Genomic DNA, 26,493 nt, shown 5'->3' with positions numbered 1-26,493 from the left:
CGCATGGTGCTGCGCCGCTCTCGAGCCCCCCTGGAGGTAGAGCCGAGGACCGGACGGGAGCGCGGGCTCGAGCGGGAGTCGAACCCCGCCCGAACGGACCTCCGGATGCTCGACCGAGACCGTTGAGCGCGAGGAGTGAGCCGGTGGAGATCGTCGGGCGCGGGTTCGTCGCGCGAAATCTGGAGCCGATCGCCGGCTCGCACCCCGGGACCGTGGTGTTCGCGGCGGGGGTGTCCAGCGGATCGAACGCCTCGATGGAGGACTTCGCGCGCGAGGCGACCATGCTGTACGAGGTCGTCGAGCGCTGCCGCGCCCGCGGGCGGCGGCTGGTCTACCTGTCGACGGCGTCCAAGGGCATGTACGGCACCCACGGCCCGCCGGGCCGTGAGCGGGGCCCGGTCTTCCCCAGCACGCCGTACGCGCGGCACAAGCTGGCGATGGAGGCCGTACTGCGCGACTCGGGGCTGGACCACCTGGTCCTGCGGCTGACGCACCTGGTCGGCCCGCACCAGAGGCCGCACCAGTTCCCGCCGGCGCTCGTGCGGCAGATCCTGTCCGGCACCGTGTACATCCACCGCGGAGTGTGCCGGGACCTCATCGACATCGCCGACGTGGTGATGTGCCTGGACCGGCTGCTCGCCCTCGGCGTGCGGCGGGAGGTCGTCAACGTCGGCTCGGGCGTGGCGATCCCCGTGCAGACCGTCGTCGCCCACCTGGAGGAACGGCTCGGCGTGGTCGCCGACAAGCGTCTGGTCGAGGTGCGCGACGAGGGAAGGCACGACATCTCCATCGCCAAGCTCACCGAGCTGGTGCCCGAGGTGAAGCTGTGCGGATTCGGCCCCGGCTACTACGCCGGGGTGTTCGAGAAGTACCTGCCGGGCTACGTCGCCGAGGCACGGCGCGGCACGGCGGACGCCCGGGCCGGGGCCCGGTGAGCCGACCTTACGCGGAGGGAGCCCCCATGACAGACCAAGCGCCGAGGACCGCACTGGTGACCGGAGCCACCAGCGGGATCGGGCTGTGCGTGGCGCGCGCGCTCGCGCGCTCGGGCATCCGGGTCTACATCTGCGCCCGCACCGCCGCCGACGTGGCCGCCACCGTCAAGGACCTGGCGGAGGAGGGCCTGGAGGTGGACGGCACGAGCTGCGACGTGCGGTCCGCGCAGGAGGTGCGGGCCCTGGTCGCCGCCGCGACCGACCGGTACGGGCCGGTCGACATCCTGGTCAACGCGGCCGGGCGCAGCGGCGGCGGGGTCACCGCGGAGATCCCCGACGAGCTGTGGCACAGCGTCATCGACACCAACCTCACCGGGGTCTTCCTGGTCACCCGGGAGGTCCTGTCCGCCGGCGGCCTGGCCGGCCGGTCCTTCGGGCGCATCGTCAACATCGCCTCCACCGGCGGCAAGCAGGGCGTCGTGCTCGGCGCGCCGTACTCGGCCTCCAAGCACGGCGTCGTCGGCTTCAGCAAGGCCCTGGGCCTGGAGCTGGCCCCGACCGGCATCACCGTCAACGCGGTGTGCCCCGGGTACGTCGAGACGCCGATGGCCGAGCGGGTCCGGCAGGGGTACGCCGCCCACTGGGGGATCTCCGAGGAAGAGGTGCTGCGCCGCTTCGAGGCCAAGATCCCGCTGGGCCGCTACACGACCCCCGAGGAGGTGGCGGCGATGGTGTCCTACCTGGTCAGCGACGCGGCGGCCCCGGTCACGGCCCAGGCGATCAACATCTGTGGCGGGCTCGGCAACTACTGAGGCGCGGAAAGGGCGAGCAGCTGTGGAGACCACGTACGTCACCGAACACACCGTCACGATCGACGCGCCCGCGGACGCCGTCTACGGGCTGATCGCCGACGTCGGCGCCTGGCCCCTGCACTTCGGGCCGACGATCCACGCCGAGCGGGCCGAGGGCGACGACACCGAGGAGCTGATCAGGATCTGGGCGACCGCCAACGGAGAGGTGCGGAGCTGGACCTCCGCCCGGTCCCTGCGCCGCGAGGAGCGCCGGGTGGCCTTCCGCCAGCGTGACCCGCGCCCGCCGGCCGCGTCCATGGGCGGCGAGTGGGTGATCCGCCCCCTGCCCGGCGGGCGGACCGAGGTCGTGCTCAAGCACGACTTCGCGGCCGTCGGCGACGACCCCGAGAAGGTCGAGTGGATCCGGCGCGCGGTCGACCGCAACAGCGACAAGGAGCTGGCCGGGCTCAAGGAGTCGGCCGAACGCAGCCTGGCCTTCGGCGAGCTGATGCTGTCGTTCGACGACACCGTGCTCATCGACGGCCCGGCGAAGGACGCCTACGACTACATCTACCGGTGCCAGGACTGGCCGGAGCGGCTGCCGCACGTGGCGCGCGTCGAGCTGACCGAGGATGTGCCGGGCCTGCAGGTCATGGAGATGGACACCAGGTCCCCCGACGGGTCGACGCACACCACCTCGTCGGTGCGGGTGTGCACGCCCTGCTCGCGCATCGTCTACAAGCAGGTCGTCGTGCCCGCGATCATGACGGCGCACACGGGGTGCTGGTCGTTCCGCGAGAGCGGCGAGGGCGTCGAGGTGACCTCCTCCCACACGGTGGTGATCCGGCCCGAGGCGGTCAAGGAGCTCCTCGGGCCGGACGCCACCCTCGCCGAGGCCCGTACGCGGGTGCGGCAGGCGCTGAGCGCGAACAGCACCACGACGCTGCGGCACGCGAAGTCCTTCGTCGAGTCCCGGACGGGCGCGGGGGCGCGCGGTGAGTGACCCGCTCACCGCGCCCGACCCCTCCGTGCGGCTCGACGGGAGGGTCGCGCTCGTCACCGGGGCCACCCGCGGCCTCGGGCTGGCCATCGCGCGCAAGCTCTGCGCCTCCGGCTGCGATGTGATCCTCAACTACGCCCACTCCGACAAGGACGCCGACGAGGCGCTGCGCGGCCTGGCCGGGCTGCGCGGCACCGCGTTGACCATGCGGGCCGACATGACGGCCCGCGACGCGGTGGCCCGCCTGCTCGGCGCGATCCGCCGCCGCTTCGGCCGGCTGGACGTGTTCGTGCACAACGCGGCGTCCTGGCGTCCCATGCCGGCCATCCGGCCCGACGTCGCGGCGCTGCACGGGGACGTCGCCGCCGCCCTGAACCCGCTGCTGTTCGCGGCACCGGCCTTCGAGGGGCTGATGGGCGACGACGGGCGGGTCATCGCCGTGTCCAGCGTCGGCGCGCACAGCGTGATCCCCATGTACGTCAGCCTCGGGGTGGCCAAGGCCGCGCTGGAGAGCCTGGTGCGCTATCTGGCGGTCGAGCTCGGCCCGCACGGCGTCACCGTGAACGGCGTCTCCACCACCAAGCTGGACAAGGGGCCCGACACGCCGAATCCCGAGGCGATCCGCTTCCTGGCGCGGCGCACGCCCGCCGGGCGGCTGACCACGCCGGAGGACGTCGCCGCGGTCGTCGCCCTGCTCAGCACGGGCGAGGCCGCCTGGATCAACGGCCAGGTGATCAACGTGGACGGCGGCCTGGGGCTGCTTTCGTGACCGGGGCCGGGCCGGGCGGCCCCGCCGCGGTGACAGGAACGAGGACGGCGATGACGGACACCGGCCGACACACCACGGCGGGCCCCACGGCGGACACCAGGCGGGACATCACGGCGGACACCGGGGTGGACACCGATCAGGACGTCGGGAAGAGCCCCGAGAGGCAGATCGAGACCGACTTCTGCGTGGTCGGCGGCGGTCCCGCCGGTCTGACGCTGGCGCTGGTCCTGCTGCGCTCGGGCGCGCGGGTCACGCTCGTCGAGCGGGCGTCGTCCTTCGACCGCGAGTACCGCGGCGAGATCCTGCAACCCGGCGGGACGGCGCTGCTGGACTCCCTCGGCGTGCTCGCCGGGGCCCGCGAGCGCGGCAGCCACGAACACGACAGGTTCCAGCTCGTGGACCGGGGCAGGGTGCTGCTGGACGGCGACTACCGCCGGCTGCCCGGGCCGCACAACCACCTGCTCGCCATCCCGCAGCCCCACCTGCTCCAGGAGCTGCTGGAGCACTGCCTGCGCCACGACCGCTTCACCTACCTCGGCGGGACCAGGGTCACCGGACTGCTGGAGGAGGACGGCGCGGTGAGGGGCGCGCTGTGCGAGGGACGGGGCGGCCGGCACGCGATCGTCGCGCACTGCGTGGTCGGCGCGGACGGCAGGTACTCCAAGGTGCGCCGCCTGGCCGGCATCGGCTACACCCGCCTGGACGTCTTCGACCAGGACGTGCTGTGGTTCAAGCTCCCCGCCGCCGGGGCGCCGCCCCGCGTGGTCAGGGTGTTCCTGGACGGCGGCAACCCGGTGCTCACCTACGCCTCGGTGCCCGACGGCGTGCAGGTCGGCTGGACGCTCCCGCACAAGGGCTACGCCGCTCTGGCCGCCGAGGGCGTGGACCACGTCAAGCGGCAGATCTGCGCGGCGATCCCCGAGTACGCCGACCTGGTGCGCGAGCGCATCGGGGCGCTCACCGACCTGACCCTGCTGGACGTGTTCGCCGGCGGCGCCGACCGGTGGGTGCGGGACGGGCTGGTGCTGATCGGCGACAGCGCGCACACCCACGGGCCGATCGGCGCGCAGGGCATCAACCTGGCCATCCAGGACGCGGTGGCGGTCCATCCGATCCTGCTGGCCTCCCTGCGGTCCCGCGACGCCCGGGCGTCGTTCCTCGGCGCCTTCACCCTCAGGCGCAGGCCCAGCGTGGACAGCATGACCAGGATCCAGCGCGCGCAGAGCAGGGTCATGCTCTCCACCGGCGGGTTCGCCTCGATGGTGCGGCCGGCGCTGGCGCGGGTCGTGTCGCGCTCCCCCGTCTACCGCTCGATGCTCAAGAAGATCGCCTACGGCGACCCGGGCCTGCGCGTCTCGGCGGAGCTGTTCGTCCCCGGCGCCGCCTCACCCGCCTGACCCGCCCGCCCGCCCAGGCCCCGGCCCACCCGGCCGGGGCCTTCCGCCGTCTCCTAGGACTCTTCCAGGTCGGCGGGTTCCTCCCGGCCGGCGGGCCTCTTGGCGGTCGGCGGGTCCCTTCCGGCCGGCGGGGCTCTTGGCGGTCGGCGGGTCCCTTCCGGCCGGCGGGGCTCTTCCCGGGTGCAGGGCTCTTTCCTGGGGGACGTCCGGCCGTTTCCGGGCATGGGTGAGGGGGCGGGCACGATCGGCTCGTGCCCGCCCCCTCGCCTCCGTCCCGCGCCGCGCGGGTCAGGCGCCCGGCACGGTGCTCTCGATCATGTGCAGGTACGGGCCGACCCGGCGCAGGTCGGTGACCTCCAGCCCGGCCTGGCCGATCAGCCCGACCAGCCCGTCCTTGGTGTGCCGGCGCCCGCCGACGTTCAGCAGCAGCAACAGGTCCATGGCGGTGGCGAACTTCATCTCAGGGCTGCCGTCGACCAGGTTCTCGATGACGACGACCTTGGCGCCGGGACGCGCGGCGGCCCTGACGTTGCGCAGGGCGCGCAGCGTGCTCTCGTCCTCCCACTCCAGGATGTTCTTCAGCACGTACACGTCGGCCCCGGGGGTGACCGACTCGCGGCAGTCGCCGGGCACCAGCCGGGCGCGCCCGGCCAGGGTCCCGCCCTCCGCCAGCCGCGGGTCGGGGTTCAGCAGCACCTTGGGCAGGTCGAACAGCACCCCCCGCACCGTGGGGTGGCGCTCCAGGAGCGTGGCCAGCAGGTAGCCCTGGCCGCCGGCGATGTCGGCGACCACGCCCGCCCCGTCGAGGTCCAGCATCTCGGCCACCATGCGCGCGGACATGACGCTCGACTGGGTCATGGCCCGGTCGAACACCTGCGCCGAGTCCGGGGCGTCCTCGTGCAGGTGGGTGAAGAAGTCCTTGCCGTAGACCTCGCCGAACACCTCGCCGCCCCGGCGCACGGCCTCGGCGAGCCGGCCCCACAGCGCCCACGTCCAGGGCTCGGTGGCCCACAGCACCATGTAGAGCATGCTGCGCGGCGCGTCGGCCCGCAGCAGCCGCGACATCTCGGTGTGGGTGTAGCGTCCCTGCCCGTCCTCGGCGAAGACGCCGTGCACGGCCAGCGCGCGCAGCAGGCGGGCGAGGGCCTCGGGGTCGGCGTCCACCTCCAGGGCCAGTTCGGTGACCGTGGCGGGGGCCTCGCCGAGGGCGTCGGCGAGCCGCAGCTCGGCGGCGGCGCGCAGGATGCCCGCGTAGCCGGCGCTCAGCGCCAGCTCCCGCATGAGCATCACCGTGTGGAGCCCGGCGTCGGTGGTCATCGGCGATCAGTCCTCGACCGTCTGGTAGAGGTCGATCTCGGCCTTGGCGTGCTTGATCAGCTCCGGGAGGACCTCCTGGAACCCGCTGCCCATCACGGCCTGCTGGTGGGAGGCCATGTCCTCCCACTCGCCGGTCTCGACGAACACGTTGGGGTCCTTCAGCGAGCGGTACAGGCGGTGGCTGACGAAACCGGGACGGCTCTTCATGTAGCCGCTGATCTTGCCGAGCAGCTGCTCGAACTCGATCGGGTCCCCCGTGACGGTGAGCTTGTTGATGATGGTGACCACGGACTTGCTCCTCTCATCGGTGCCACGGCCCTCCGGTCGCCCGGCGCCCCGGCTCTGCGGTGCCGCGCCGGCACCGGGCCCGTCCAGCAGCCGGGCGCGCAGCTCCCGGCGCTGGATCTTGCCGTTCTGCGAACGCGGGATCGTCTCGACGAGCTCGACGTGCCGCAGCCGCTGGTAGTAGGGGACCTGGTCGTCGACGAAGCGGGCCAGCTCCGCCGGGTCGGTCCCGGGGACGCAGCTGACGACCAGCGCGCAGGCCACCGCCCCGCTGAACTCGTCCGGCCGGTCGAGGACCACGCAGTCGGCGACGGCGGGGTGGCGGGCGAGCACCCGCTCGATCTCGGTGGGCGAGACGAGGAAGTTGTCGCACTTGAAGACGTCCTTGAGCCGGTCGACCACGAACAGGCGGCCTTCGGGGTCCATGCGGCCGATGTCGCCGGTGGAGAACCAGCCCTCCTGGTCCAGGTGCGCCGACGGGGGCTCGCCCAGGTACCCCAGCATGAGCTGCGGCCCGCGCACCTGGATCTCCCCCTTCTCTCCCACGGGCAGCACGCGGCGGGTGTCCACGTCCACGACGCGGCACGCCGTACCGGCCGACGGCGGCCCGCACGACCCCGCCCGGGGGTCCTCCAGCAGGTCGAAGTGGGTCTGCGGCGAGGCCTCTGCCAGGCCGTAGCCCTGCGCCACCGGGACGCCGAAGTGGGCGGCGAGCCTCGTCGTCACCGCGGGCGCCAGCGCGGAGCCGCCGGACAGGATGGCGCGCACGCCGGGGAGCCGCATCTCGGCCAGGCGCGGGTCCGCCGCGAGCCGCGTCAGCCGCATGGGCAGGCTGTAGTAGTGCGTGACGCCCTGGCGGACGGCCGCCTCGGGGGAGGCGGACACGTCCGGGTCCTCGTGCAGGATCTGCGTGCAGGCGGCGTGGACGGCGATGTTCAGGTGCATCAGGTGGAACGTGGGGAGGTAGTTGAACATCACCGAGCCGGGGGTGAGCCGGTGGGCGTGCGCGGTCTGGGCCGCGTTCACCGTGAGGTTGCGGTGGCTGAGCCGCACCGCCTTGGGCGCGCCCGTCGTGCCGCTGGTGAACAGCAGTGCCGCCACGTCCTGCCCGCCCGGCTCCGGCGCCGGGGACGGCGGGGGCGCGGCGGGGGCCCGCGCCATCAGGTCGTCCAGCACGACGGCCTCGGGGCGGGCCGGGTCGGGCCTGGTGAGCAGGACGTGCCGCAGCTCCGGCAGCCGGTCGAGCGCCGGGTCCAGCGCGGCGCGCACCTGCGGGCTCAGGACCGCCGCCACCGCGCCGGATGTGCGCAGGATGTGCTCCAGCGCCTCGGCGCGCATCAGCGGGTTCACCGGCACGCTCACCGCCCCGGCGCGGGCGATCCCGTAGTAGCCGACGGCGAAGAGCGGGTCGAGCACCGCGGCGACCGCCACGACGTCGCCGGGGCCGACGCCCAGGCCTGCCAGCGCCGCGGCGCACCGGTCCACGCGGGCGTCGAGCTCGGCGTAGGTGATCTCGCCCCCCGTCCAGCGCAGCGCGGCGCGCGAGGGCGCCCGCGCGGCCGCCCTGCGCAGCAGGTCGTCCACCCGGGGGCCCGCGATGTCGCCGGCGGCCGCGAGCGGCTCCCCCTCCGCGAGGCTGATGTCGAGCGTGCGCGACTCCGAGATGGACTCCGGGATGGACATGGTGGACGCCTCCCATGCTGCGACCGCGGTTCGGACCGGCATCCGAAACCTCGCAGCCCCTCCTCGGGCCCTCCTCGGGCCCTCCTTGAGCCCCGATCGAGGGCGCGCGGACCGCGCGCGGCGACGCGCGGAGCAGGGGGACGAAGGGGACGGACGGGGACGCCGGCGAGCGCCAGGGGCGGCGACGGCGGGGCGGCCATGTCCGATCTCACACCCCGGCCCGCCCCCTGGAGGGGCTTCCGGTAACCCGTATTCAACATCTTAATTATTCCCTAAGACTGCGCGCCCCCGCATTGACCGGCAAATATCCCCGAACTACGTTTGACACGCGGCAGGGAGCTCCGCGCAGGACGGCCGTCAGCACGGCATTGCACCCGTCTTTGGAGGGTTCCGGTGAGATTCAATCTTTTAGGTCCGCTCGAAGTGGTCAGCGGTGGCCGGATGTGCACGCCGACATCCAGCAAGCAAAGGCAGGTTCTGGCGCTGCTGCTCATGCGCGCCAACCAGGTGGTGAGCCTGGACGCGATTATCGAGGAGCTGTGGGGGGACCACCCCCCGCACAGCGCGGTCACCACCGCCCAAACCTACATCTACCAGCTACGGAAGTCCTTCTCCCGCGAGCTCGGCGAGGCCACCTCCAACCGGATGCTCGCCACGTCGCCGCCGGGGTACATATTCAGAATCGAATTCGAGGCGACCGACTACCTGACCTTCGAGACCCTTGTCGGGCAGGCGCGTGCGCTGCGTAATGACGGCCGTACCGCGGGTGCCGCCCGCAAAACGGCGGACGCGCTCGCACTGTGGCGCGGGGCGCCGCTTTCCAACGTCAACTACGGCCGGCTTCTGCATGGTTATGCCATTCATCTGGAAGAAAGACGTATCGCCGCCCTGCAGCTCCGAATAGAGGCGGAAATGGAATTGGGGCACCACCACGAGCTCATCGCCGAGCTGCGCGCGCTGGTGACCGCCCACCCGTTCAACGAGTGGTTCCACGCGCAGCTCGTCGTCGCGCTGAACCGGTGCGGACGCCGCAGCGAGGCGCTGCACGCCTACCAGAACGCCCGCGGCCTGCTCAGCGAGGAGCTCGGCCTGGACCCCTCCCCCGAGTTGCAGCACGCGCACGAGGACGTGCTGCGCACCGGCGCACGCGCCCTGGTCTAGTCGGCGACCACGCCCGTCCACCGGGCACTCCTCTCCCCCGCCATGTGCCACAACCATCGGCTCCGAGACGGCGGGCCGTGGTGCGGCGATTCCGGCGCCCGCTACGGCGACCGAGGCGGAGCGCCGCCGCCCTGGTGATCCCCGCCCGTATGCGCCGTCCTCACCTCGAGCCCCTGGCGGACCGGGCGCCCGCGGTCCGCGCGGACGACCCGGCCGCGACCTCTCCACCGGGCCACAGGGCCCGGTGCCGCGCCACCGGAGGGTGCGGGCTCCGGCGGAGCGGCGGACCGCGGACCGCGGACCGGCCGAGGCGGCGGGTTCCTGGGCCGGCCGGGTGTGCGGTCCGTGGGCCGGGGTGCGGAGTGGCTCACACCTTCTGCACCAGCCGGCCGTTCACCAGGTCGAGCAACTGGCGGGGGGTCGTCACCTCGCCGATCTCCTCGTCCAGCACGGCGACGCCGACCTCGTGCTCGATGCGGCTCGCCGTCTCCAGCAGGGCCAGCGAGTCGTAGCCGAGCTCCTCGAAACCGCTGTCCAGGATGTCGCCGTCCAGGCCGACCGCCTCGTCCTCGCCCGCGCAGGCGCGCAGGATGCGCTTGAGGTCGTCGATGGTGAACTCGCTCATGTTCCTTCTCCTTGGATGACGGCCGCGGCCCGTGCGGGCCGCGGCGCGGCCGGGGGGCATCGCCGTACGACCATCGCGGCGTTGAAGCCGCCGTAGCCGCGGGCGATGATCAGCGCGACGCCGACGCGCACGTGCCGGGCGCCGGTCACCAGGTCCAGGCCGTAACGCTCGTCGGGGCCGGTGACGCCGGCCGTCGGAGGGATGACCCCGTCCCTGATGGACAGCAGCGCCGCCGCCAGGTCCAGAGCCGCCCCGCCCGCGTTCAGCCGGCCGGTCATGCTCTTGGGCGCCGTCACCGGCACCCCGTTCCTGCCGAAGACCTCGGCGATCGCCTCGGCCTCCGCCAGGTCCAGCTCGGGCACGCCGGCGCCGTCGGCGTAGACGACGTCGACGGCGCCGGCGTCGATGCCGGCGTCGGCGAGCGCGCCGCGGAGGGCCGCGGCCAGGCGCGGCGGGCGCCCGGTGCGCGGTGCGGGGTCGAAGGTGGAGCAGTATCCGGCGACCTCGCCGTACAGGTGCGGCGCGCCCCGGCGGCGGGCGCTCTCGGCGTCCTCGACGACGAGGATCGCCCCGCCCTCCCCCGGCAGGTGACCGCGCGCGCCGGCGGCGAACGGCTGGTAGGCGGTCCGCGGGTCGTCGCCGGTGCTCAGCCGGCCGTTCGGCAACTGGGCGACCAGCCCCCACGGGCACAGCGAGGCGTCGACGGCGCCGGTCACCACCAGCGGCGTGTCCCCGCGCACCATGCGCCTGGCCTGGGCGACCGCGTCAAGGCCGCCCGCCTGTTCGGCGACGTTGATGTTCATGGGCCCGCGCAGGCCGTTCCTGATGGAGATCTGGCCCGCGTTGACGGCGTAGAACCAGGCGAACGACTGGTAGGCGCTGACGTGCCGCGGGCCGAGCCGCCACAGGTTCTGCAGCTCCTTCTGTCCGAACTCGAACCCGCCGGCCGAGGCCGCCGTGGCCACGCCCATGTCGTACTCGCCGAAGTCGCCGGGGTCGGCGGCCGCGTCCAGCAGTGCCCAGTCGGCGGCGGTCAGCGCGAGCTGCGTCATCCGGTCGGTCTGCGGGACCAGCCGCCCCGGCAGGTGGTCGCGGGCGGCGAACCCGGGCACCTCGCCCGCGAACCGCACCGGGTAGCGCGAGGCGTCGAAGCGGGTGATGGGGCCGATGCCGCTCACCCCGTCCAGCGTCCGGCTCCAGAATTCCTCCGTGCCGAGCCCGTTCGGAGCGAGCACCCCGATGCCGGTGACGACGGCGCTCATGCCGCGGTCCCCGGGCGCTGGAGCACCATCGCGCTCTGGAAGCCGCCGAAGCCGCTGCCCACGGTGAGCACGGCGTCCAGCCTCTTCTCGCGGGCCGTCAGCGGGACGTAGTCCAGGTCCAGCTCGGGGTCGGGCTCGCGGAGGTTGGCGGTCGGCGGCACCACGCCGTGCTCGATGGCCAGCGCGCAGGCCGCGATCTCGATGGAGCCGATCGCGCCGAGCGAGTGCCCGAGCATGGACTTGATCGAGCTGACGGGCACGTCGTAGGCGTGCGCGCCGAGGGCGGCCTTGAAGGCGGCGGTCTCGTGCCGGTCGTTCTGCTTGGTTCCGGTGCCGTGGGCGTTGACGTAGCCGACCTCCTCGGGCGCGAGCCGTGCCCGGTCCAGCGCCGCCCGGATGGCCTCGGCCATCTCCTTGCCGTCGGAGCGCAGCCCCGTCATGTGGTAGGCGTTGCTCCGGTTGGCGAACCCGGTGATCTCTGCCAGGACGCGGGCGCCGCGCCGCCGGGCGTGCTCCAACTCCTCCAGCACCAGCACCGCGGCGCCCTCGCCGAGCACGAAGCCGTTCCTGGTGCGGTCGAAGGGCCGCATGGCGTGCTCGGGGTCGTCGTTGTGGTTCGAGGTCGCCATGATGGCGTCGAAGCAGGCCACGGTGATGGGCGATATGGGGGCGTCGGTGCCGCCGGCGAGCACGACGTCCGCCGTGCCCTCGCCGATCAGCTCGCAGCCGTGCCCCACCGCGTCCAGGCCGGAGGTGCAGCCCGCCGACACGACGGTGACCGGGCCCTCGGCGCCGGCGACCCAGGCCACCTCGGCGGCCAGCGAGCCGGGGGTGAAGTAGTCGTACAGGTGCGGGACGGCGTAGGCGGGGTCGACCTCCCACAGCCGGCCCGCGTCGCTGACGACGGCGTACTCCCATTCGAGCTTGATGGTGCACCCGACGGCGCTGCCGAGGCTGACGCCGGTCCGCTCGGGGGCCAGGTCGCCGTCGTGCAGGCCGGCGTCGGCCAGCGCCTCCCTGGCACACACGACGGCGAACTGCGCGGCCCGGTCCAGGCGCCGCACCTCCTGCGCCGACAGTCCCTCGCGGACGGGGTCGAAGTCGCATTCGGCCGCGACGCGCGACCGGTAGGGGGCGGGGTCGAAGAAGCTGATCGGCCTGGTGGCCGTGGACCCCGACGTGATCCGCTCCCAGAAGGCCTTCGCCCCCGGCTCGCCTGGCGCCACCACGCCGATCCCGGTGATCGCGACCCGGCGCTTCATCGGCACCTCCGGGACACCGAGGCTCCGCACATGATCGGGCTCCTTCCGTACGGAGGACGGGCCCTTCCGGACCCGTCATGACCTTGCGTAACGCGCCTCGAGTGCCACTCGAAACGCGGTGGAGGGCGGCGGCTCGACCGGTTCTCGAGGGGGCGGCGTGACCATCCCGCCATGACGCTGGGAAACGACGCACGCGAGGAGCCGGCCGAGGTCCTGGTGGCCGGCGCGGGACCTGTGGGGCTGACCATGGCCCATGAGCTGGCCCGGTGGGGGGTGCGGGTGCGACTGGTGGACGCCCGGGAGGGCCCGGCGACGACGAGCAGGGCGATCGCCACCCATCCCCGCACGCTGGAGGTCTACGACCAGATGGGGATCGTCGAGGACATCCTGCCGCGCGGGCGGCGGATCACCTCCTTCACGATGTACCAGCGGGGACGCAGGCTGACCCGGCTGGAGGCGGACTACGCCGAGACGCCCACCCGCTTCCCGTTCACGATCGCGATCGACCAGGTGACCACCGAGGAGACCCTGCGCGCGGCGGCCGCCCGGCGCGGCGTGGCCGTGGAGTGGGGGGTGCGCCTGGACGGCTTCGAGCAGCACGCCGGCGGGGTGCGCGCCAAGCTCGTCCGCCCGGACGGGACGGTGGAGCACGCCGAGACGCCGTGGCTGGTCGGCTGCGACGGCGGGCACAGCACCGTGCGCAAGCTCCTCGGGCTGCCGCTGCTGGGCGAGTCCAGCGAGACGTGGCTGATCGCCGACGCCCAGGTGGAGACCGACCTGCCGCGCGACAGCATCTACTGGGTGCGCTGCCCGGGCGTCACCATGATGACGGTGCCGATGATCGAGCCCGGGCGCTGGCGGCTGCTGGACACCGCGGCCGTCGAGCACGACCCCGACCCGGCGGCGGTGGCGCGGCGGTTCGGATCGCTGATCACGGCCGGCGTCGGAAGCGCCTTCCACGTCGCCGAGCCGAGCTGGATCTCGGTGTTCACCTTCCAGCAGCGCATGGCGCCGCGCATGCGCGAGGGGCGGTGCCTGGTCGCCGGGGACGCCGCCCACGTGCACAGCCCCGCCTCCGGTCAGGGCATGAACACCGGCGTGCAGGAGGCGTTCAACCTGGCCTGGAAGCTCGCCATGGTCGTGCACGGGCAGGCCGGCGAGGAGCTGCTGGACAGCTACGGCGAGGAACGGGTGCCGGTGGGCCGCACGCTGCTCGCCTCGACCAAGCGGGCGACCCGGCTCATCCAGCTCAGGAACCCCGTGCTGGCCGGGCTGCTGCCGGTGGTGTTCGCCGTGCTGCGGGCCGTCCCGCGGCTGCGCGTGCGGATGCAGCGCGCCATCCTCGGCGGGGTGTCGGGGCTGGGCCTGCACTACGCCAGCGGTTCGCTCACCACCCCCTCCGGCGACGCGGCCTCCGGCCCGGGGCCGCGCGGCCCCTCCGGCGGCGCGGCCTCCGGGCCGGGGCAGGGCGAGCGGGTGGCCCAGGCCGACGCCGCGCGCGCCGCCGACCCGGCGTGGCGGGCGGTGCTGGCCGAGCTGCGCGACCCCCGCTGGACGCTGCTCACCTACACCGGCGGCCCGCGGGACGCGTTCGGCGCCGTCGCGGCGGAGGCGGACGCGCGGTACGGGGCCTGGCTGTCGGTGCGCACGATGTCACCGCGCCCCGGCTCCGGCCTGCCGAACCCGTTGCCGCCCGGCCCGGGGGTGCCGGGCCTGCTGGCCCCGGTCGAGGGCCACTGGCTGCTGATCCGCCCCGACGGCTACCTGGCCGCGCGCGGCGAGGCGCTGACGGCCGACGCGCTCGCCGTCGCCCTGGCCCGGCTGCCACTGACCCCGAACGCGCTCGGCACCACACCCACGCAGGCGCCGGACGCGCTGGGGGTCATGCCCGCGGGGGCTCCGCTCACTCCCCGGGTGCGGGGCGGCCGGGAGAGTGAGTCGCCCAGCGCGGGCGCTCGGTGACCTCGAGGACGGCGCACGACCAGGTGAATCCGGCGCCGATGCCCAGCAGCATGAGCGTGTCGCCGGGGGCCGCGGCGCCGGAGGAGAGCAGGTGGTCCAGGGCGGCGATCTGGTCGCCCGCCCCCAGGTGACCGACGCGCCTGCTCCACGGCCACGTCGTGCGTTCGACGTCCACGCCGAGCGGACGCAGCAGCGCCGCCGCGAGGCGCCGCCGCCCGAAGTGCGGCAGCAGGAACCGGTCGACGTCCGCCAGCTTCACCCCGGCCTCGTCCAACGCCGTGTCCACCGCCTCGCGCAGGCCGGCGGCGATGCGGCTCAGGCAGGCGGACAGCCCGGTACGGGCGACGAAGGCGCGCTTCCACACCTCCAGGTCCATGGGTCGCCGGACGCTGAACGGCGCGACGCCGAACGGGTCGTCGCCGCGGTGCATGCCCTCGAGCTCGGGGTCGGAGACCGTGACGATGGTCCGCAGCCGGGCCAGGCCGTGACCGCGCGCCAGCACCAGGGCGACGCCGCCGTCGGCGTACACGGTGCCCGGATCGCTGCGCCAGCGGTCGAAACCGGGCGGAGAGAACCTGTCGGCCGCGGTGATCAGGGCCGCCGATCCGGGGCGGGCCGCGCTCAGGTACCCGGCGGCCAGGTCGATCGCCGCCATCCCGCCGTTGGACATCTGGCGGACCTCCACGGCCGGGCACCGGTTGCCGACGGCCGTCCGCTGCACGTAGGAGGCCGGCGGCCACAGGTCGTGGCCCTGGTAGTACACGGCGGCGTGCAGGATCAGGCCGATGTCGGCGGGGTCGCGCCCGGAGCGGCCGAGCGCCGCGCGGGCCGCCGCCGCGGCCATCTCGGCGGGCGACTCCTCCCCGGCGACGGCGACCGACAGCGCCTCGGTGCGCCGGGCCGTGTCGGGGTCGCAGTCGCCCCGCGCCAGGGCCTCCTCGACGGTGACCAGCGGGGCCAGGGCGCTGCCGGTCGCGGCGATGTGGATGTCGCGTGGGCGCATCGGTCTCCTCGGGGCGCGTGTACGGGCGACGGCCGGAGCGGGCTCGCTTGTGGCGAGCTCACCGCCCCGGCATGTGTCGATCGACCACTCGCGTCAGACGGTTCGCGTCCTGCACCGGCCCCCTGACTGTGCGCCGCCCGGTTCGACCCCTGACGGAGTCGCGCTCGAATCTCCTTCCCGCGCGCCCGGCCGGTGACCACCTGACCGGCGGGGCCGCCGAGGCGTTCCGGCACCCCGGCCGACGGGGGGCGCGACCGGGGGTCGAGCGGGTCTCGATGGTCCAGGCCGACCATGACCGCCGGAGCCGAGCAGGAAGGACCCCGCCATGGGAACCGTCAAGGACACCGGGACGGGCACCGCCCGCGCAGACCTCGACCGGCCGCGCGGGCCCCGTCCGGTCGCGCTGCTGTTCCCCGGGCAGGGCGCGCAGCACACGCGGATGGGGACGGGCCTGTACGACCACGACCCGGTGTTCACCGCGACGATGGACGAGATCTTCGCCGAGCTGGGACGGGAGGGCGCGCGCATCCGCGCCGACTGGCTGTCGGCCGACCCCGCCGTGCCCATCGACGACGTGCTGCGCGCCCAGCCGCTGCTGTTCGCCGTGGACTACGCCCTCGGGCGCACCGTCATGAGCTGGGGTGTGCGGCCCGCCGCGCTGCTCGGGCACAGCGTGGGCGAGATGGCCGCCGCCACGCTCGCCGGGGTCTTCACCCTGAGCGACGCCGTCCGGGTGATGTGGGAGCGGCTGGTCCGGCTGAGCCGCACGCCGCCCGGCGGCATGCTCGCCGTGGCGGCGACCCCGGCGGAACTGGCGCCGCATCTGGACGGCGAGGTGGTGATCGGGGCGGTGAACGGGCCCCGGCAGGTCATGCTCGCCGGGGCGGCGGCGCCTCTGGCCAGGGCCGCCGCCGAGCTGCGTGAGCGGGGCATCACCTGCAGGCCGGTGCGCGCCACCATCGGCTTCCACAGCCCGTCGGTGGCCGCGACGGCCCCGCAGGACGAGGCGGCCTTCGCCGCCCTGCCGCTGCGCGCCCCGGGCATCCCGGTCTACTCGTGCTACACCGGCGCTCCGCTCACCGAGCGGGAGGCCCGTGACCCGGGGTTCTGGGCGCGGCAACCCTCCGCCTGCGTCGTGTTCGGCGCGGCCCTGGACGCGCTGCTGTCCGGCGGGGATCTGGTCCTGCTGGAGGCGGGCCCGTCCCAGAGCCTCACCACGCTGGCGCGGCGGCACCGCGCCGTGGGCGCCGGGAGCACGGCGCTGGCCCTGCTCCCGCCGCGGCGCGGCGAGGACGCCGCCGACCGGGAGTCCTTGGCCAGGGCCGCCGAGGCCCTGCGCACCGAGGGAGCGGCCCCGGACCTCGCCCGGGCTTGAGCCACCGCACGCGGCAAGCCGAGGTCGACATGAGATGAAAGCCACCGGGCGACGGGCAATCCCCGCGGGTGACGCGCTCGCAGGGGGCCTGAGTCAGGGGAGGCCGCGGGGGTGGAGGCCGGCGTGGTGGTAGAAGGCGTCGATCAGGCGCAGGGTGGCCGTGGCGTTGGCGGCGTCGGTGGCGACCGGGGCCCCGTCCAGGACGGCGGCGGCGAATGCCCGGAGCTGGCCGTGGTAGGTCGGCTCGCCCCGCAGCCGCTCGTGCCAGGTGCGCCCGCCCGCCCGCACCGTGATCCGGTGGAACAGATGCGGCATGAGGTAGCCGGTCACCCGCATCTCGCCGCGTTCCCCGGTTACCCGGACCGACATCGACGGCCGGGCGGCGCTCCACAGTGAGCAGCGGAACCGGCCGGTCGCCCCGCCGGGGAAGACGCACTCCCCGGTCATGGCCCGGTCGGCGCCGGGGCCGCGCAACAGGGCACGGGCGCCGGTCGCCGACGGCTCCCCGAGGCTCGCGGAGCCGACCAGGCGCAGGCAGTCGATCGCGTAACACCCGGCGATCATCGTCGCCCCGCCGCCGAGCGCGTAGTCGTAGATCAGGCCGTCGAAGCGCGGGACGGGCCAGCAGTTGGCGGTCTCCACGCGGGTGACCGTGCCGAGCGCCTCGCCCGCGAGGACGCGCATGCGCTCGGCGAGCGGGTGGTGGCGGTAGTGCATGCCCTCCATGACGACCAGACCGGTCCGGCGGGCGGCGGCGGCGACCTCGGCGGCCTGCCGGGCGTTGGCGGCCAGCGGCTTCTCGCACAGCACGTGCTTGCCGGCCGCCAGCGCGCGCAGCGTCCACTCGGCGTGCGCGGCGTTCGGCAGCGCGATGTAGACGGCGTCCACGCCCGGGTCGTCCAGCAGGGCCTGGTAGCCGGGCAGGACCCGCGGCACGCCGTGCCGGGCCGCGTAGCGGCGGGCCCGCTCGGGGTCGCGGGCCGCGACCGCCGCCACCTCGGCCCCGGGGACCGCCCGCGCCGGGCCGAACAGCGCCTCCGGCGCCACGCGGGACGCGCCGAGCACCCCTATCCGCACCACTCGCATGCCCGCACGCTAGAAGCCCGCTTTCGAGCCGACCTCGAGCCGTCCTGCACGGCCGGTCACTAGCGTGCCGGGCATGTCAGTGACTCCTCCGCTCCCTGCAGGGAGCGGCTTCTCGCTAGGCCGCTTGTGCAGCGTCGCGAAGGGCAAGCCCTGCCCTCAAGATATTGCGTGCCGCGTTCACGTCGGCGTGCGCGGCATGCCCGCACGCCGTACAGAAGAACTCGGCCTGGGTGATGCGGTTCTCCTTCGCGCAGTGCCCACATCGGGCGCACGTTCGGGAGGTGTTGGCGGGGTTCACCGCGATCAGCTCTCGACCGGCGCTTTCAACCTTGTGCGACAGGATCGTCAGGAACACCCCCCAACCTGCGTCCAGGATGCTCCGGTTGAGGCCGGATTTCTGTGCCACGTTGGTGCCGGGCGCTTGGAGCGTGCCGGAGGCCGAGCGGGTCATGTTCGCGATCCGCAGGTCCTCGTGCACGATGACGTCGTAGGCGGCGACCAGCGCCAGGGCGGCCTTGTGCGCGCCGTCCAGGCGCTGCCGGCGGACCTTGCCGTGCAGGGCGGCGAGGCGGGCCACAGCCTTTCGGCGCCGCTTGGACCCCCGCTTCTTGAGGGCAAGCTCCCGCTGCGCGGCGGCCAGGCGATCGGCGGAGGCGGTCAGGTGGCGCGGGTTGACCAGATGCTCGCCGTCGCTGGTGGTGGCCAGCGACGCCACCCCCAGGTCGATACCGGCCGTCGTGCCCGTCGCGGGCAGGGATGCGGCGGGCACGTCGTCACACGACAGGATGACGTACCAGCGGATGCCCTCCCGCTTGACGCTGATCGTCTTGATGGTGCCGCGCACGGCGCGGTGCTGGTGGACACGGACGTGCCCGACGCCCTGGAGCCGGACGAACGTCGCGGTGGGGTGTTCGGGCTGGGAGTCCCACCGGCAGCCGTCACCATTCTTGGGCCATTGGATGGTGTCGAACCGGTTTTCGCCTTTGAAGCGGGGAAAGCCTGGCGTGCGCCCGGCCCTGACCCGGGCGAAGAACGCGGTGAACGCCTTGTCCAGACGGCGCAAGGTGGCCTTCTGGGAGGAGAACGACCAGCGGCCCTGACCATCGGCGTCGTCGGCACGGATGTGCTTGAGGTCGGCCGACTGATCGCCATACCGGATGCTCACCCCGGCTTTGGTGTAGACGGTGCGGCGATGCTCCAGCGCCGCATCGTACAGCGCGCGGTGATCGTCCAGGCACGCTGTCAGCGCCACCGTCTGCTTGGCGGTCGGGCGCAGCAAAAATCTGAACGACCTACGCACGACCGCGCCCCTTGGGGGTGCGCTCGTACTGCGTTTCGATGTAGCGCCGCACCGTCTCAGCGGACACCGCGCCAGCCGTGGCCACGAAGAACGACCGTGACCACAGCGTGGGCAACCGGGAGCGCAGGTGCGGAAACTCGCCGCGCAGGCGGCGGGAGGTGACGCCCTCGGACTGGTTGGCCACATACGACGGCGAGTCATTCGGGTGCGCCTTGACCAACAGGCGTCCGAGGTCGTAGGCCGCGCCGGGGGAGGTGCGCGCCTGACGAGTCACACGATCCTTATATCAGCGTCATCTATCCAACATACGATGAACGGAGAACTCTGATGCGCAGACCTGACCGGTCAGAGCACGCTCGGGCCTTGGCGGCCCTCCCGCTCCCGATTCCCCTGTCGCTCAAAGGCGACGGTCCCCTCAGGAGGGTCTGATGGATGGGAAGGTCGCTCTGGTCACCGGATCCAGCAGGGGAATCGGCGCGGCGATCGCGCGGGAGCTCGCGGCGCGCGGCGCCGCCGTGGCGGTCAACCACCGCGACTCCGCCGACGCCGCCGAGCAGGTCGTCAAGGAGATCACGGCGGCGGGCGGGCGCGCCCTTGCCGTGCGGGCCGACGTCACCGACGCCGGCGCGGTGCGCGAGATGGCCGCGCAGACCGAGGCCGGGCTCGGTCCGGTGGACATCCTGGTGCTGAACGCGCACGGCTTCGACGAGAAGGTGCGCGCGCTGCCTCTGGAGGTGGACGTCGAGGCGCTCGCGAGCGTCGTCAGCGGGCAGATCCGGGCGACCATGCTCCCCGTGCAGGCGTTCGTGCCCGGGATGGTGGAGCGCGGCGGCGGGTCGGTGGTGTTCATCTCGGCGCTGATCGCCCGCGACCCGTGGCCGATGTCGATCACGCACGGCGCGGCGAAGGCGGCGATGGAGCTGGCCGCGAAGGTGCTGGCGCGCACCGAGGCCCGGCACGGCGTCCGGGTGAACACGGTGATCGCCGGCATCACCCGCACCCAGGCCTCCGACCAGATCCCGCAGGACAAGCTGCAGAAGCAGGCCGCGCTCATCCCGATGCAGCGCATCGGGGAACCCGAGGACGTGGCGCGGGCCGTCGCCGCGCTCGCCGGGGACGACACGGCGTACGTCACGGGGGCCTTCGTGCCCGCCTGCGGCGGCGCGCTCATCATCTGACCGCCGCGACCGCACCCACCCCAGCCCGGCGCCCGGCCCCTGCCGCCGCGCCGGGCACCGCCGCGCCCGCCCGCCGGAGCACCATCCCAGGACAGAGGGCTTTCCGGTCGCCGGAGCACCGTTCCAGGACACGTGGTGTCCTGGTCGTCGCGGCTCCGGCCGGAGTCGAGCGGCGTGGGCGAGCATGGGAGCATGAGCACTCTTCTGGTCACGGGCGCGGCGGGCTTCATCGGCGCCAACTTCACCCGGTACTGGCGGCGCGAGCACCCGTCGGACGCGGTCGTCGCCCTCGACCTCCTCACCTACGCCGGCGACATGAGCAACCTCGCCGGCCTCGCGGAGGAGATCGTCTTCGTGCGCGGCGACATCGGCGACAGGGAGCTGGTCGCGCGGCTGCTGCGCGAGCACCGCGTCGAGGTGGTGGTGAACTTCGCCGCCGAGTCGCACAACAGCCTGGCCGTGCTGGACCCGGGGCGGTTCTTCCGTACCAACGTCCTTGGCACCCAGTCGCTGCTGGACGCCTGCCGCGACGCCGACCTGCGCCGGTTCCACCACGTGTCGACCTGCGAGGTCTACGGGGACCTGGCGCTGGACTCGCCGGAGGCGTTCACCGAGCGCTCGCCCTACCGCCCGCGCACCCCCTACAACGCCAGCAAGGCGGGGGCCGACCACGCCGTGCGGGCCTACCACGAGACCTACGGGCTGCCGGTCACGCTGTCGCACTGCGCGAACAACTACGGCCCGTACCAGTTCCCGGAGAAGGTGCTGCCGCTGTTCACCACCCAGGCGCTGCGCGGCGAGCCGCTGCCGATGTACGCCTCGACCGGCAACCGGCGCGAGTGGATCCACGTGGAGGACCACTGCCGGGCGATCGACGCCATTCTGAGCCAGGGCCGGGACGGGCGTGCCTACCACGTGGGCACCGGCGACGAGGCCAGCGTCGAGCGCCTGGCCGACCTGGTGCTCGACGAACTGGGCCTGCCCGCGGAGCTGAAGACGATCGTCCCTGACCGTCCCGGGCATGATCGGCGCTACCTGCTGGACTCCGGCCGGATCCGGCGGGAGCTGGGCTGGCGGCCCGAGGTGCCGTTCGAGCCGGGGGTGCGGGAGACGGTCCGGTGGTACCGCGACAACCGGGCGTGGTGGGAGCCGCTGCTCGGCCGCCGCCCGGTCCACGAGCCGGGCACCTGAGGGGCCGGGCCTCGGCCGGGAGGGCGGCCGGGCCCGGCGGTCAGCGGTCCAGGTGCACGCGGCTGTGGTCGCCCAGGACCAGACGGTGCGCCTTGGGCGCGTACTCGGCGGGCGCGACGGTCACGTCCTTGCCGACCAGCGAGTCCTGGATGCGGCGCACGCCGCGGATGACCGACCGCTCCATGACGATCGAGTACTCGATCTCGGTGTCCGACAGCCGGCAGTCCGCGCCGATCGAGGTGAACGGGCCGACGTAGCTGTCACGCACCCGGGCGCCGGCGCCGATGACGAGCGGGCCGACCAGGTGGGACCGGCTGACCTCCGCGCCCTCCTCGACCACCACCCGGCCGATCACCTTGGTGTCGCCGCACACGCGGCCGGCGAGGCGGTGCTCGGCGGTCTCCAGGACCATCCGGTTGCACTCGAGCATGTCCTCGACCCGCCCGGTGTCCTTCCAGTAGCCGGAGATGACGTGCGAGCGCACGTCGGCGCCCTGGTCGATGAGCAGGCGCAGCGCGTCGGTGATCTCCAGTTCGCCGCGTGCGCTGGGCGTGAGCGCGCGCACGGCCTCGTGCACGCGCGGCGTGAACAGGTACACCCCGACGATCGCCAGGTCGCTGACCGGGTGCTCGGGCTTCTCGGCGACGCCGACGACCCGGCCCGCCGGGTCCAGCTCGGCGACGCCGAAGCCGCTCGGGTCGGGGACCTTGGTGAGCAGGATGCCGGCGTCCGGGCGCGAGCGCCGGAAGTCGCCGACGAACTCGGCGATGCCGTCGACGATGAAGTTGTCCCCCAGGTACACCACGAAGTCGTCGTCGCCCAGGAAGTCGCGGGCGATCAGCACGCAGTGCGCGAGGCCGAGCGGCGCGTGCTGGGGGATGTAGGTGACGTGCAGCCCGAAGCGCGAGCCGTCGCCCACCGCCGCCCTGACCTCGGCGGCGGTGTCCCCGACGATGACGCCGGCCTCGCGGACGCCCGCGTCGCGCAGCGCCTCCAGGCCGTAGAACAGCACCGGCTTGTTGGCGATGGGCACGAGCTGCTTGGCCGAGGTGTTGGTGATCGGCCGCAGCCGGGTGCCGTGGCCGCCGGCGAGCACCAGGGCCTTCATCGGGGCCTTCATCGCGCTCCCGCGCCGGGATCCACCCCGGCGAGCTTCTCGAGGACCGGCACCAGCTCGGCGGGCGCCGGCTGCCGGCGGATGTCGTCCTGGACGGCGCGCGCCGCCTCGCCGTAGGCGGGGTCGCCGAGCAGGCCGCCGACGATCTCGCGCACCCGGTCGGCGGTGGCGTCGGCGGGGAACAGGTGGTGCCCGGCCCCGGTGGCCGCGAGCTGCTCGATGCTGATGCGCGGCTCGGGCACCTCGGTGATGCCGAGCTGGGGCACCGCGTTCGCGGCCGAGGTCAGCGTCGTGCCCGCGCCGCCCTGGTGGACGATGGCGGCGCAGGTCGGCAGCAGCATGTGCAGCGGCACCCACTCCACCATGCGCACGTTGTCCGGCAGGTCGCCGAGGTCGCGGCGCAGCTCGGCCGAGCCGGCGAAGACGACCTCGACGTCGAACGAGGCGACGACGCCGACCACGCGGCGGACCAGGTCGCTCACGCTCTCGCCCATGATGCGCTCCTGCGTCGTGCCCCAGGTGACGCAGACGCGGGGCCGCCCGGTGTTCTGGAAGAGCCAGTCCGGGGAGGAGCCGGGGCCGTTGTAGGGGACGAAGCGCTCCTGGTAGCGGTTCAGCGAGGTGGGGGCCGGGCGGATGGCGAGGTCCTCCGACAGCCGCAGGGACGGCGGGCAGGGGTCGATCCACTCGGTGGGGTTCACGCGCGGTTCCACGCCGAAGCGCTCGAACAGCCTCAGGAAGCCGGGAAGCGGCTCGCTGCCGAGGTCCTTCATCTCGATGCGCAGCAACCCGGGCGAGCCGAACATGTGGGCGACGGTGGGCACGTCCAGGACCTGCCCGGTCACCGGCCCGGCGAAGGTCACCGGGTCGTGCACGATGACGTCGGGGCGCCAGGACCGGGCGTAGGCGACCATGTCGTCCACCATGGCCTCGCACATGGCGAACTGCATGTTGGCGAGGTTCTCCAGCATGCCCGACCACGCCGCCCGCTGCTGCTCCTCGGGGGTGCCCGCCTGGACGTCGCGCTTGGGCGCGAAGTCGCCGCGGGCGAGCATGGCCGCCAGGTCGAGATCGTGGCCGACCTCGACGGCCGGCAGCCCGGCCCGCGTGGTGGTCTCGGCGAGCGAGGGGGTGCTGACCATCCTGACCTCGTGGCCGGCGGCCATGCAGGCCCAGGCGAGAGGCACCATCGGGTAGAAGTGCGGGCGCTCGGGGAAGGTGGTGAAAAGCAGGCGCATGCTCGTCGCCCTTCTCGGATCCGTGGACAGGCCGAGCGAAATGCTCCCGGCGCCGCATCGAGCGCCGGTCGAACAGCGGTCGAGCAGCCTGTTTCCGACCGTTCTCGTCCACCCCTCGAGAAGACGAAGCCTTAATCGATGCTCTGACGTCCCCCCACGTTCGGAGCCAGACATGGACGGAAACGCCCTCACGGCCGCCGTTCCCCCCGCGCCCCTCACCCTCGCGGAGCCGCCCGGCGCGGAGCCGCCGGCGCCGCTCGTCCCGTACGCGCCGGGGTTCCAGGCCGACCCTTACCCGGTGCTGGCGCGGCTGCGCGAGTCCGACGCGGTGGCGTCCATCCCGCATCCCTTCCTGCCGGACGTGCCGACGTGGCTGGTGCTGCGGCACGCCGCGGTCCGCGCGCTGGTCACCGAGGGAAAGGTGGTCAAGCCGGTGGAGGAGGGCGAGCCTCCTTCGCTCAACAGCGCGCCGCCCGACCACACCCGCCTGCGCGCCCTGGTCCAGCAGGGGTTCTCCACCGGCAGGATCGAGGGGATGCGCGCGCGGGTGCAGCGCGTCGCCGACGACCTGGTGGACGGCTTCGCCGCGCGGGGTGAGGCCGACCTGATCGCCGAGCTGACCGGCCCGTTGCCGGTCGCGGTGACCGCCGAGATGCTGGGGGTGCCCGAGGACGAGCACGGAGAGGTGCGGCGGCGCACCGCCGGGTTCCTCTACGGGGAGTCGCCGGAGGGCCGCGACCGGTCCTTCGCGGAGTCCTGGGAGTACCTCACCGAGCTGGTCGCCGCCAAGCGCGCCCGGCCGGGCGCCGACATGACCAGCGCGCTCATCGCCGCCCGCGACGGCCAGGACCGGCTCAGCGAGGACGAGTTGCTGCGGATGCTGCTCACCCTGCTGGTCAACGGCTTCGCCACCACGATCTGGTTCCTCGCGAGCGCCGTGCACGCGCTGCTGGCCGCCCCCTCCCAGCTCGACCTGCTGCGCGAGCGGCCGGACCTGCTGCCGGGGGCGGTGGAGGAGGCGCTGCGGTACGAGCCGGTCGTCAGCGGCGTCACGTGGGTGGCCGAGCGGGACCTGATCGTGGACGGGGTCCCCATCGGGCAGGGGGACCTGCTGATCACCTCCTTCCAGTCGGCCAACAGGGACCCGCGGGTGTTCGCCGACCCCGACCGGTTCGACATCACCCGCTCCCCCAACCCGCACCTGGGCTTCTCGCACGGCATCCACCGCTGCCTGGGCGCTCCGCTGGCGCGGCTGGAAACGCGGATCGTGCTCGCCACCGTGCTGCGCCGGCTTCCCGGGCTGCGCCTGGCCGGCGAGCCGCGCTGGCAGCCGAACAAGGTGGTGCGCGGCCTGGAAGCCCTGCCCGTGACGTTCATCCCCCAGCCCTGACACCGCGACATCGATCGAAAGAGGCACCGATGACGACGACTCCCCCGGCCCCGCCCAGCAGCGACGTCGCGGCGGCCACCGCGATCGTCCGGCTCAACACCGCCTACACCGCGGCCAGGACCCTCCACAGCGCCGTGGAGCTCGGGCTGTTCGAGGTGCTCGCGGAGGCCCCCGCGACGCTGCCGCGGATCCGCGAGCGGCTCGGGCTGCATCCCCGCATGGCCGCCGACTTCCTCGACGCTCTCGTCGGGCTCGGCCTGCTGCTGCGCGACGGCGAGGGCGCGTACTCCAACGCGCCGGCGACGGCCAGGCTCCTGGTGCCGGGCACGCCGGAGTACATCGGCGGCACCGTCGCCAAGAGCGCGCGCCACCACTACACGATGTGGGGGTCGCTCACCGAGGCGCTGCGCGACGGCCGCCCGAAGTCGGCCGGTCTGGCCGACAAGGGCGCGATGGCGCGGCTGTACAACGACGCGGCGGCCACGCGGGAGTTCATGGGCCACATGGACGCGCACAACGGCTTCTGCGGGCGCGAGGTCGCGCGGTGCGTGGACTGGGGGCGCCACCGGGCCTTCATCGACGTCGGCGGCGCGCGCGGCAACGTCGCCGCGCAGATCGTCGGCCGCCACCCGCATTTGCGGGGCGGGGTGTTCGACCTGCCGGCGCTGCGCCCGCACTTCGAGGAGCACGTGGCGGGGCTCGGCGTGGCCGACCGGGTGGACTTCCACCCCGGCGACTTCTTCACCGACGACCTGCCGGAGACCGACGTCGTCGTCATCGGGCACGTCCTGCACGACTGGCCGGTGGAGGTGCGGCAGATGGTCATCGACAAGGCCTTCCGCGCCACCCGCCCCGGCGGCTGCCTGGTGGTCTACGACCAGATGATCGACGAGGAGCGCACCGACCCGCACCCGCTGCTCACCAGCCTCAACGTGCGGCTGGTCCGCGAGGGCGGCTCGGAGTACACGGTGGCGGAGATCCGCGACTGGGCGGAGAAGGCGGGGTACCGGGTGGCCTACTCGGTGCGCGTCAACACCATCGGCGACGACACGGTCTTCGTGGCCGCCCGCGACTGACCGCCCACGACCGGCGGCCGACCCGTTCACGGCCGGCGTTTCGGGGCGCGCGGCCCCGGTCCCGCGGCTCTGCCGCCCGCGGGACCGGGG

The 26,493-nt window shown here is 73.7% G+C and carries 22 protein-coding genes and 1 pseudogene; 12 read left to right on the top strand and 11 right to left on the bottom strand.

Annotation, left to right across the window (positions count from 1 at the left end; all coding sequences use genetic code 11):
• Nucleotides 1-143 precede the first annotated feature (143 nt).
• Genes ACFQSB_RS12850 through ACFQSB_RS12830 form a run of 5 tightly spaced genes read left to right on the top strand, consistent with a single transcriptional unit; the run spans nt 144 to nt 4,892 of the window.
• Nucleotides 144-935 carry an NAD-dependent epimerase/dehydratase family protein gene (locus tag ACFQSB_RS12850; protein WP_354923892.1) on the top strand — a complete coding sequence of 264 codons (792 nt, stop codon included), beginning with the start codon at nt 144-146 and terminating at the stop codon, nt 933-935.
• A gap of 26 nt (nt 936-961) precedes the next feature.
• Complete coding sequence (gene fabG, locus ACFQSB_RS12845) at nt 962-1,747, top strand: 3-oxoacyl-ACP reductase FabG (RefSeq protein ID WP_380826511.1); 786 nt, start codon at nt 962-964, stop codon at nt 1,745-1,747.
• A gap of 22 nt (nt 1,748-1,769) precedes the next feature.
• Complete coding sequence (locus ACFQSB_RS12840) at nt 1,770-2,729, top strand: aromatase/cyclase (protein ID WP_380826509.1); 960 nt, start codon at nt 1,770-1,772, stop codon at nt 2,727-2,729.
• Nucleotides 2,722-3,495 (top strand): SDR family oxidoreductase, encoded by a 774-nt coding sequence (locus ACFQSB_RS12835; RefSeq protein WP_354836390.1) that lies wholly within the window; start codon nt 2,722-2,724, stop codon nt 3,493-3,495. Before ACFQSB_RS12840 ends, ACFQSB_RS12835 begins: the two co-directional genes overlap by 8 nt.
• 50 nt (nt 3,496-3,545) lie before the next feature.
• Nucleotides 3,546-4,892: an FAD-dependent monooxygenase gene (locus ACFQSB_RS12830; protein ID WP_380826507.1), complete on the top strand. Its 1,347-nt coding sequence runs from the start codon at nt 3,546-3,548 to the stop codon at nt 4,890-4,892.
• 288 nt (nt 4,893-5,180) lie between these two features.
• On the opposite strand, the gene ACFQSB_RS12825 is transcribed toward ACFQSB_RS12830, so the two are convergent.
• Both ACFQSB_RS12825 and ACFQSB_RS12820 read right to left on the bottom strand, forming a co-directional pair.
• Nucleotides 5,181-6,209, bottom strand: coding sequence for a methyltransferase (locus tag ACFQSB_RS12825; protein WP_380826505.1), 1,029 nt, complete (start codon nt 6,207-6,209; stop codon nt 5,181-5,183).
• A gap of 6 nt (nt 6,210-6,215) precedes the next feature.
• On the bottom strand, nt 6,216-8,219 hold the full coding sequence (locus ACFQSB_RS12820; protein ID WP_380826503.1) for an AMP-binding protein: 2,004 nt from the start codon (nt 8,217-8,219) through the stop codon (nt 6,216-6,218).
• Between the two features lie 351 nt (nt 8,220-8,570).
• Here ACFQSB_RS12820 and ACFQSB_RS12815 point away from each other — a divergent pair, with 351 nt between their 5' ends.
• On the top strand, nt 8,571-9,338 hold the full coding sequence (locus tag ACFQSB_RS12815) for an AfsR/SARP family transcriptional regulator (RefSeq protein ID WP_380826501.1): 768 nt from the start codon (nt 8,571-8,573) through the stop codon (nt 9,336-9,338).
• Between the two features lie 367 nt (nt 9,339-9,705).
• Here ACFQSB_RS12815 and ACFQSB_RS12810 read toward each other — a convergent pair whose 3' ends face one another.
• Genes ACFQSB_RS12810 through ACFQSB_RS12800 form a run of 3 tightly spaced genes read right to left on the bottom strand, consistent with a single transcriptional unit; the run spans nt 9,706 to nt 12,487 of the window.
• A complete protein-coding gene (locus ACFQSB_RS12810) occupies nt 9,706-9,963 on the bottom strand; it encodes an acyl carrier protein (protein ID WP_354836400.1) in 258 nt (85 codons plus the stop codon).
• The gene (locus ACFQSB_RS12805) at nt 9,960-11,225 is read right to left on the bottom strand and encodes a ketosynthase chain-length factor (RefSeq protein ID WP_380826500.1); all 1,266 of its coding nucleotides are present in this window, start codon (nt 11,223-11,225) and stop codon (nt 9,960-9,962) included. Before ACFQSB_RS12805 ends, ACFQSB_RS12810 begins: the two co-directional genes overlap by 4 nt.
• Nucleotides 11,222-12,487, bottom strand: a complete 1,266-nt coding sequence (locus ACFQSB_RS12800) for a beta-ketoacyl-[acyl-carrier-protein] synthase family protein (protein ID WP_354836580.1) — start codon at nt 12,485-12,487, stop codon at nt 11,222-11,224. Before ACFQSB_RS12800 ends, ACFQSB_RS12805 begins: the two co-directional genes overlap by 4 nt.
• A gap of 171 nt (nt 12,488-12,658) precedes the next feature.
• Here ACFQSB_RS12800 and ACFQSB_RS12795 point away from each other — a divergent pair, with 171 nt between their 5' ends.
• Nucleotides 12,659-14,449, top strand: a complete 1,791-nt coding sequence (locus ACFQSB_RS12795; RefSeq protein ID WP_380826498.1) for an FAD-dependent monooxygenase — start codon at nt 12,659-12,661, stop codon at nt 14,447-14,449.
• Here ACFQSB_RS12795 and ACFQSB_RS12790 read toward each other — a convergent pair.
• The gene (locus ACFQSB_RS12790; RefSeq protein WP_354923876.1) at nt 14,391-15,452 is read right to left on the bottom strand and encodes a ketoacyl-ACP synthase III family protein; all 1,062 of its coding nucleotides are present in this window, start codon (nt 15,450-15,452) and stop codon (nt 14,391-14,393) included. The two genes, ACFQSB_RS12795 and ACFQSB_RS12790, sit on opposite strands and share 59 nt — an antisense overlap.
• A gap of 325 nt (nt 15,453-15,777) precedes the next feature.
• On the opposite strand from ACFQSB_RS12790, the gene ACFQSB_RS12785 reads away from it, so the two are divergent.
• Nucleotides 15,778-16,827 carry an acyltransferase domain-containing protein gene (locus ACFQSB_RS12785; RefSeq protein ID WP_380826496.1) on the top strand — a complete coding sequence of 350 codons (1,050 nt, stop codon included), beginning with the start codon at nt 15,778-15,780 and terminating at the stop codon, nt 16,825-16,827.
• Between the two features lie 93 nt (nt 16,828-16,920).
• On the opposite strand, the gene ACFQSB_RS12780 is transcribed toward ACFQSB_RS12785, so the two are convergent.
• From ACFQSB_RS12780 to tnpA, 3 genes and pseudogenes are all read right to left on the bottom strand, one after another.
• The gene (locus ACFQSB_RS12780) at nt 16,921-17,913 is read right to left on the bottom strand and encodes a Gfo/Idh/MocA family protein (protein ID WP_380826495.1); all 993 of its coding nucleotides are present in this window, start codon (nt 17,911-17,913) and stop codon (nt 16,921-16,923) included.
• A gap of 115 nt (nt 17,914-18,028) precedes the next feature.
• Nucleotides 18,029-19,213 (bottom strand): RNA-guided endonuclease InsQ/TnpB family protein, encoded by a 1,185-nt coding sequence (locus ACFQSB_RS12775; RefSeq protein WP_380826493.1) that lies wholly within the window; start codon nt 19,211-19,213, stop codon nt 18,029-18,031.
• Nucleotides 19,206-19,436: pseudogene (tnpA, locus tag ACFQSB_RS12770) on the bottom strand (IS200/IS605 family transposase); the annotation flags it as partial. The pseudogene tnpA and the gene ACFQSB_RS12775, both read right to left, overlap by 8 nt.
• Before the next feature lie 205 nt (nt 19,437-19,641).
• Here tnpA and ACFQSB_RS12765 point away from each other — a divergent pair.
• A complete protein-coding gene (locus tag ACFQSB_RS12765; protein ID WP_380826491.1) occupies nt 19,642-20,391 on the top strand; it encodes an SDR family NAD(P)-dependent oxidoreductase in 750 nt (249 codons plus the stop codon).
• Between the two features lie 192 nt (nt 20,392-20,583).
• Nucleotides 20,584-21,582 (top strand): dTDP-glucose 4,6-dehydratase, encoded by a 999-nt coding sequence (gene rfbB / locus ACFQSB_RS12760; protein WP_380826489.1) that lies wholly within the window; start codon nt 20,584-20,586, stop codon nt 21,580-21,582.
• Between the two features lie 40 nt (nt 21,583-21,622).
• Here the strand turns inward: rfbB and ACFQSB_RS12755 are convergent, their stop codons facing one another.
• Together ACFQSB_RS12755 and ACFQSB_RS12750 are read right to left on the bottom strand one after the other, a co-directional pair.
• Nucleotides 21,623-22,690: a glucose-1-phosphate thymidylyltransferase gene (locus ACFQSB_RS12755; protein ID WP_380826756.1), complete on the bottom strand. Its 1,068-nt coding sequence runs from the start codon at nt 22,688-22,690 to the stop codon at nt 21,623-21,625.
• Nucleotides 22,691-22,698: 8 nt separating this feature from the next.
• Complete coding sequence (locus ACFQSB_RS12750; protein ID WP_354923864.1) at nt 22,699-23,937, bottom strand: nucleotide disphospho-sugar-binding domain-containing protein; 1,239 nt, start codon at nt 23,935-23,937, stop codon at nt 22,699-22,701.
• 172 nt (nt 23,938-24,109) lie between these two features.
• Here ACFQSB_RS12750 and ACFQSB_RS12745 point away from each other — a divergent pair, with 172 nt between their 5' ends.
• Both ACFQSB_RS12745 and ACFQSB_RS12740 read left to right on the top strand, forming a co-directional pair.
• Entirely contained in the window at nt 24,110-25,327 is a 1,218-nt protein-coding gene (locus ACFQSB_RS12745) for a cytochrome P450 family protein (protein ID WP_380826488.1), read from the top strand.
• Between the two features lie 29 nt (nt 25,328-25,356).
• A complete protein-coding gene (locus ACFQSB_RS12740; protein ID WP_354923860.1) occupies nt 25,357-26,403 on the top strand; it encodes a methyltransferase in 1,047 nt (348 codons plus the stop codon).
• Nucleotides 26,404-26,493 lie beyond the last annotated feature (90 nt).

Origin of the sequence: Sphaerisporangium rhizosphaerae (genome assembly GCF_042665155.1) — a bacterium.
Classification (GTDB): Bacteria; Actinomycetota; Actinomycetes; order Streptosporangiales; family Streptosporangiaceae; genus Sphaerisporangium; species Sphaerisporangium rhizosphaerae.
The sequence above is the reverse complement of the archived record's forward strand: the minus strand, read 5'-3'. Positions and strand labels throughout refer to the sequence as shown.

Coding starts and splice junctions, on each gene's coding strand:
- fabG (WP_380826511.1), top strand. CDS start 962: ATGACAGACCAAGCGCCGAGGACCGCACTGGTGACCGGAGCCACCAGC.
- ACFQSB_RS12830 (WP_380826507.1), top strand. CDS start 3,546: ATGACGGACACCGGCCGACACACCACGGCGGGCCCCACGGCGGACACC.
- ACFQSB_RS12825 (WP_380826505.1), bottom strand. CDS start 6,209: ATGACCACCGACGCCGGGCTCCACACGGTGATGCTCATGCGGGAGCTG.
- ACFQSB_RS12820 (WP_380826503.1), bottom strand. CDS start 8,219: ATGCCGGTCCGAACCGCGGTCGCAGCATGGGAGGCGTCCACCATGTCC.
- ACFQSB_RS12810 (WP_354836400.1), bottom strand. CDS start 9,963: ATGAGCGAGTTCACCATCGACGACCTCAAGCGCATCCTGCGCGCCTGC.
- ACFQSB_RS12805 (WP_380826500.1), bottom strand. CDS start 11,225: ATGAGCGCCGTCGTCACCGGCATCGGGGTGCTCGCTCCGAACGGGCTC.
- ACFQSB_RS12800 (WP_354836580.1), bottom strand. CDS start 12,487: ATGAAGCGCCGGGTCGCGATCACCGGGATCGGCGTGGTGGCGCCAGGC.
- ACFQSB_RS12795 (WP_380826498.1), top strand. CDS start 12,659: ATGACGCTGGGAAACGACGCACGCGAGGAGCCGGCCGAGGTCCTGGTG.
- ACFQSB_RS12790 (WP_354923876.1), bottom strand. CDS start 15,452: ATGCGCCCACGCGACATCCACATCGCCGCGACCGGCAGCGCCCTGGCC.
- ACFQSB_RS12785 (WP_380826496.1), top strand. CDS start 15,778: ATGGGAACCGTCAAGGACACCGGGACGGGCACCGCCCGCGCAGACCTC.
- ACFQSB_RS12780 (WP_380826495.1), bottom strand. CDS start 17,913: ATGCGAGTGGTGCGGATAGGGGTGCTCGGCGCGTCCCGCGTGGCGCCG.
- ACFQSB_RS12765 (WP_380826491.1), top strand. CDS start 19,642: ATGGATGGGAAGGTCGCTCTGGTCACCGGATCCAGCAGGGGAATCGGC.
- rfbB (WP_380826489.1), top strand. CDS start 20,584: ATGAGCACTCTTCTGGTCACGGGCGCGGCGGGCTTCATCGGCGCCAAC.
- ACFQSB_RS12755 (WP_380826756.1), bottom strand. CDS start 22,690: ATGAAGGCCCTGGTGCTCGCCGGCGGCCACGGCACCCGGCTGCGGCCG.
- ACFQSB_RS12750 (WP_354923864.1), bottom strand. CDS start 23,937: ATGCGCCTGCTTTTCACCACCTTCCCCGAGCGCCCGCACTTCTACCCG.
- ACFQSB_RS12745 (WP_380826488.1), top strand. CDS start 24,110: ATGGACGGAAACGCCCTCACGGCCGCCGTTCCCCCCGCGCCCCTCACC.
- ACFQSB_RS12740 (WP_354923860.1), top strand. CDS start 25,357: ATGACGACGACTCCCCCGGCCCCGCCCAGCAGCGACGTCGCGGCGGCC.